At 71.6% G+C, this 4570-nt stretch carries 5 protein-coding genes; 3 read left to right on the plus strand and 2 right to left on the minus strand.

Going from position 1 to position 4570, the window contains the following annotated elements:
- Both IZR01_RS48240 and IZR01_RS48245 read right to left on the minus strand, forming a co-directional pair.
- Nucleotides 1–192, minus strand: a 192-nt coding sequence (locus IZR01_RS48240; protein ID WP_194927788.1) for a pyridoxamine 5'-phosphate oxidase family protein, incomplete at its 3' end; no start/stop codon positions are given.
- A gap of 246 nt (nt 193–438) precedes the next feature.
- Nucleotides 439–1725 (minus strand): class I SAM-dependent methyltransferase, encoded by a 1287-nt coding sequence (locus IZR01_RS48245; RefSeq protein ID WP_323747314.1) that lies wholly within the window; start codon nt 1723–1725, stop codon nt 439–441.
- A gap of 198 nt (nt 1726–1923) precedes the next feature.
- On the opposite strand from IZR01_RS48245, the gene IZR01_RS48250 reads away from it, so the two are divergent.
- The 3 genes from IZR01_RS48250 to IZR01_RS48260 form a co-directional block, all read left to right on the plus strand.
- Nucleotides 1924–2556, plus strand: coding sequence for a TIGR03085 family metal-binding protein (locus tag IZR01_RS48250; protein ID WP_194927790.1), 633 nt, complete (start codon nt 1924–1926; stop codon nt 2554–2556).
- Between the two features lie 17 nt (nt 2557–2573).
- A complete protein-coding gene (locus IZR01_RS48255) occupies nt 2574–3359 on the plus strand; it encodes an exodeoxyribonuclease III (RefSeq protein WP_194898873.1) in 786 nt (261 codons plus the stop codon).
- A gap of 236 nt (nt 3360–3595) precedes the next feature.
- On the plus strand, nt 3596–4570 hold a 975-nt coding region (locus IZR01_RS48260; RefSeq protein WP_228561406.1), incomplete at its 3' end, for a PP2C family protein-serine/threonine phosphatase.

The following is a 4570-nucleotide window of genomic DNA, read 5'->3' on the forward strand; positions in this document are numbered from 1 at the left end:
GGTCAGGGCGCGGGAGTGGCGGGTTTCGGGGGAGGACATCCAGTAGAAGTCGATGCCGTTGTCGTCGGCGGCAAAGAACACGGGGCTGGCCCAGGGGGTGCCGTGTTCGTCGGTGGTGGCGACGGTGAGGTAGCGGTTGGCGGTGATGATGGCCTTGGCGGTGGCGGCCAGGTTCTGGTCGGGGTCGGTCATGGCCGTCCACTATCGCAGTTCGGTGTCGGTGTCGGTGTCGGTGGTGGGTTGGTGGTGGCGGGTGCTGTCTTCACGTTGGGCTTACGTTCATGGTCATAAAATGGGCTGCGATTTGGGCAGGTGCGACCACTAGGTGGGTGCGGGTGTGCGGGGTGGGGGCCGGCTGGCGGCGGCCCGCACCCCACACCCGTCTTGCGTCCAGTTGCTACTGCGTTTCTTCTACATCCAGCTGCTACACCTGGCGCTCTACATCCAGCTTCGCCGTGACGCCGGCATGTCGGCCTTCCCGGACTCGTCCGGCACCACGCCGAGCACCTGGTGGATGCCGATGCCGCCGTCTTCGAAGCCGAGGGCGGAGCCGGCCATGTACAGCAGCCACACCCGGGCGCGTCCCACGCCGACCAGGTCGACGGCGCGGTCCCAGTTCTTCTGTAGGTTCGCCACCCAGGCGCGCAGGGTCAGTGCGTAGTGTTCGCGCAGTGCTTCGACGTCGCGCAGTTCGAAGCCGGCCTGTTGCATCGCCGCGGCGGTGACGCCGGCGTCGAGCAGTTCGCCGTCGGGGAACACGTAGCGGCCGATGAAGCTGCGGCTGCTGATGCGGGATCCGCCGGGGCTGGAGATGGCGTGGTTGAGCAGGCGGCCGCCGGGGCCCAGCAGGGCGCGCAGGGTGTTGAAGTACTCGGCGGTGCGTTCGCCGCCGACGTGTTCGAACATGCCGATGGAGGAGACGGCGTCGAACTGTTCGCCGCCGAGGTCGCGGTAGTCCTGGAGCCGGATCTCCACCTGCTCGCTGACGCCGGCCGCGGCGACCCGCTTGCGGGCCAGGTCGGCTTGGGCGGCGCTGATGGTGATGCCGACGACGCGGGCGCCGTAGCGGGTGGCGGCGTGGATGGCCATCGAGCCCCAGCCGCAGCCCACGTCCAGCAGCCGCATGCCCGGTTCGCGGTCCAGGCCCAGTTTGCGGCAGATCAGGTCGTGTTTGGCGGCCTGGGCGTCGGCCAGGGCCATCGCCGGGTCCGGGCCGCAGCGGCCGTCGTCGGCGTCGGAGACGAACCGGGCGCAGGAGTAGGTCATCGACTCCCCGAGCACCAGTTCGTAGAACTCGTTGCCGACGTCGTAGTGGTGGCTGATGGCCTTGGAGTCACGGTGTTTGCTGTGCAGCCGGCCCCGCTGGTGCGCCTCCTCCGCTGGCGGGTCGGGCCGCCGTCTGAGCGCCCCGACGCGCGCCGCGACCGCGAGCGCTTTGGCCGCGGCGTCGGCGCCGAGGCGTGCGTCGCGGGGTGCGGACTGTTGCAGCGTCCGCAGCACGGTGAACACGTCCCCGGTGAAGTCCAGATCCCCCGCTACGAATGCCCGGACGATTCCCAGCTCCCCGGGCGCCCACACAAGATGGCCCAGCGCGTCCTTGGATCGCAGGACCACGGCCCCCACAGTGCGCCCGTCGGCTGGTGCCAACGAGCTGCCGTCCCAGAACTGGAAACGAATCGCCGGTGGCGCCGTGCCGAGCGCGGCGGTCAACAGGGGCCTGAACACGGATGCGACAGTGGTAACGGTACCCATGAAACTATTTTGCATCGTAATGCCTGAGGAAGCGCCGCATGGCATGTGTCGAGGTTGAGGTGGCGGCATAAGGGGTGGTGCGGGCCGGGGGTCATGACGGTCAACGCCACGCCGGCGGCCGGACCGCCACGTCCTGTGCACGCCGCCCCCGACCCGCCTACCGTAGACCTCATGCCTACCTACGCCCGCACCGAGCGCGCCCACCTCGCCCAAGCCCTCACCGAAGCCGGCCCCGACGCCCCGACGCTGTGCCAGGGCTGGACCGCGCGGGACCTGGCGGCGCACGTCGTGGTGCGGGAGCGGCGGGTGGATGCGGCCGGCGGGATTCTGGTGAAGGCGCTGGCGCCGCGGCTGGAGCGGGTGCAGGCCGAGTTCGCGGCGCGGCCGTGGGAGGAGCTGCTGGACATGGTGGCTTCCGGGCCGTCGCGGCGGTCGCTGTTCGGGCTGGCCTCGGTGGACGAGGCGGCGAACGTGGTGGAGTTCTTCGTGCACTGCGAGGACGTGCGGCGGGCCAAAGGCGGGTGGGAACCCCGGGTGCTGGACGCGGGGCTCAGCGAGGTGCTGTGGAAGCGGGCCTCGGGGTTGGCCCGGCTGATGGGCCGGCGCGCGCCGGCCGGGTTGGTGTTGCGGCGCCCCGACGGGCAGACCGCGGTGGCGCACAAGGGCACGCCGGTGGTGACGGTGACCGCGCAGCCGGCGGAGCTGGTGATGTTCATGTCGGGGCGGCAGGGGCATGCGGTGGTGGCGATGGACGGGCCCGATGACGCGGTCACGGCCGTGCGGAACGCGAAGTTCGGTCTATGACCCCATAAGCTGCTCCCATGGTGTTACGGGTGGCTACTTGGAACGTGAACTCGGTGACGGCGCGGGTGGACCGGCTGCTGGGCTGGCTCGGCACGGCCAAACCGGACGTGCTGTGTCTTCAGGAGCTGAAATCCACCGACGAGGCGTTCCCCACCGAGCAGGTGGCCGAGCTCGGCTACCAGGCGGCGACGTGGGGCACCGGCCGCTGGAACGGCGTGGCGATCCTGTCCCGGCACGACATCACCGACGTGCGGCGCGGCTGGGCGGACCTGCCGGAGTTCGAAGGCCTCACCGAGCCGCGGGCGATCACAGCGACCTGCGGTGGTGTCCGGGTCACCAGCGTCTACGTGCCCAACGGCCGCGAGGTCGGGCACGCCCACTACGAGTACAAGCTCGCCTGGCTGGACTCCCTCACCGCGGCGGTGGCCGCCCCGGCGCGCGCCGACCTGCCCTACGCGGTGCTCGGCGACTTCAACATCGCCCCGACCGACGCCGACGTGTGGGACATCTCGCTGTTCGCCGAGTCCACCCACGTCACCCCGGCCGAGCGGGCGAAGCTGGCGGATCTGGAAGCGCAGGGCCTGACCGAGGTGCTGCCGCGGGCGTTGAAGTACGACAAGCCCTACACCTACTGGGACTACCGGCAGCTGGCGTTCCCGAAGAACAACGGCATGCGCATCGACCTGGTGTTCGGCAATGCGGCGTTCGCCGGGGCGGTCAGCGACGCCTACGTGGACCGGGAGGAACGCAAGGGCAAAGGCGGCTCGGACCATGCGCCGGTGGTGGTGGACCTCGACTTGTAGCCGGGACGTGGCCGGGTATCGGTGGGCACGGGCGTGCACGCGGACCCCGGGCCCCGGACCCCGGCCCTGCGTCGCGTGTCGCGCGATCGGCGCAGCTCAGCGCGCCACACCCGGCGCGGCCGTGATCCGCTGATCGCACCCGGTCACTCGTGATCACCGCACCCGACCGCTCGCCCCGCTCGCCCCGCTCGCCCCCCGCTCGCCCCTGACCGAGCCCGATCGCCCCTGATCGCACGATGGACGACACGATGGACACCGCCGACCCGACCACGGCACCGGCCCCGCCGGCCGTGCCGCCGACCCACCTTGGACCCGTGACGATGGCCAGCCTGCCCCGCCCGGACCGCCGCCGCGACCTCGCCGCGGCGCCGCCGGCCCCGCCCGGCGGCGGCGAAGGCACCCCGGTCACCGTCACCCCCTCGCACTCCACCTGGCCGCAGCGGCTGGTGCCGTACGTGTTCATCGCCATCATCGTCGGCGCCGACCTGGCCACCCCCAAAGACGTCACGTTCTCCTCCACGCTGTCGGTGGCCTCGGCGCTGTCGGCGCTGCTGACCCGCTCGATGTGGCAGACCATCGCCACCGCCGTCACCGCCATCGGCGTGTCCCTGGTGCTGTATGAGTCCTCGCTGCACGTGGCCAGCGAGGTGGAAGTCGCCGCGATCGGCGCGATCGGCGCCGTCACCGTCGTGTCCTGCGTCAGCGTCGCCCTGGTGGGGCGCCAATCCCAGATGCTGGCGAACGTCCGCAGCGTCGCGGAGACCGCCCAGCACGTGGTGCTACGGGAAGTGCCGCCGGAGCTGTCCCAGGTCCGCACCGCCGTCGCCTACCGGGCCGCGGCCGCCGAAGCCCGTATCGGCGGCGACCTGTACGAGGCACTGTCCACCCGGTTCGGCGACCGGCTGCTCATCGGCGACGTCCGCGGCAAAGGACTGCCCGCGGTCGAGGCCGCCGCCGACGTGCTCGGCGTGTTCCGCGAAGCCGCCTACACCGAACCGGACCTGTCCCGCGTCGCCGACCGCATGCACGCCATGCTCGCCCGCCGCCCGGCCGGCACCGAAGAGTTCGTCACCGCCGTCCTGCTCTCGGTCGACCCCGAACGCCCCACCGTGCAGGTCGTCAACTGCGGCCACCCGCCGCCGCTGCTGATGCGCGACGGCCACGTCGCCGCCCTGGCCCCGGCCGAACCCGGCCCGCCCCTGGGCCTGTTC

It is taken from the genome of Catenulispora pinisilvae (assembly GCF_015356865.1).
GTDB lineage: Bacteria > Actinomycetota > Actinomycetes > Streptomycetales > Catenulisporaceae > Catenulispora > Catenulispora pinisilvae.